The 1,214-nt window shown below is 54.7% G+C and carries 1 protein-coding gene; it reads left to right on the plus strand.

The window, feature by feature from the left end:
• Nucleotides 1-265: 265 nt before the first annotated feature.
• The coding region (locus A3A5_RS43540; protein ID WP_157637283.1) for a hypothetical protein at nt 266-1,214 on the plus strand (949 nt) is incomplete at its 3' end.

Consider the following 1,214-nt stretch of genomic DNA (forward strand, 5'->3'; position numbering starts at 1 on the left):
CCGGATCGCGCTAAACCACGTCCGCCTCGCCAGAAACCTCATCGACATGCCGCCTATAAGGCTTGCTGATGTCCTTATCTTGGGTGGATTGGGGGGCGTCCATCCCATTAACGCCTCTTGAAACCGCCAAATTTCGCCGCTGAGGAATAAATTTCGCAAGGCATCGGAAAAAATTATAAAGAATACATTATGGTTTTACCTCCTCTTACTCAACAGCATGCCAGCTTCGATTGTTAGCCAGAAGATCGATGCACATGCCTGCTTCATGGAAAAGATCTCCGATCCGTTTTATGATGTTTCCGGGTTCATTGCTGACTACGACCGCCTCACGCAAGCTGGGCATACGGCCAACTCATTGACCGATGTTTCACCAGAGCATCACGGACCCTCCCGCCCTGTCAGTTCCCCACGTGATTCCAGGCGAAACTTGTCGGAAGCGTTGCAAGGGCTGAGCGATCTTGGGATCAGTTCCGTTGGTGCACCTGCACGCATTTCAAATCAATATGGACAGGAACAGGCGGTGCCAGGATACAGTTTCCGTATCGACAGAAGCCAAACACCTGGCTCTTCTCAGGGCCCTGCGGTCACGGGTGCCACGGAAGAGTCCCCTGGCGAAGCGGGCGATCGACATGGCTTGGTTCAGGCTGATGAATTGCACGGCGGCGGGTCGGAACAACCTTCGCGCCGTCGAGGCTTGTTATCACGTGTTGGCCGTGCCATCGGCTTGCGGGAACGAAGTGAGCCCGTATCCGCGGCGATCACAAGCGAACGCAACCGATCCGAGCGGACTCCCGAGACCGTCCCGACGGATGTCGGAGAGGCTGCTGGACTCGTCCTGCCATCTGGCACGACAACGCAACGATTTCTGGCTGGCCTGCCGCCGTATGCAGCAGGCAACAGCTTAGCCGAATGCACACGCGTGTCTGGCCTCAGGGATTTCAAGGCGTATCTGACCGACAAAGGAGAGCTGAGAAAAAGAGGCGAGGCGATTTATCGGAAGCTTTCGCCAGAGCAACAAGACGAAGTGGACAGATCGTGTCGATTGAGAAATAGGGCGAATTTTGGATCAACGGAGTCTCGGCTACTAGCCGTACTCGATTTATATGCGAATGGCGCAAGCCTAGCCGAGTGCGGGCGACAGGCTAAGATAAAAGGATTCGATACCTACCTGACCAAAACGGGTAGTTTGGGCAAAAATGGGCGCGTCATTTTCA

The sequence above is a fragment of the Cupriavidus sp. UYPR2.512 genome, from assembly GCF_000379565.1.
GTDB lineage: Bacteria > Pseudomonadota > Gammaproteobacteria > Burkholderiales > Burkholderiaceae > Cupriavidus.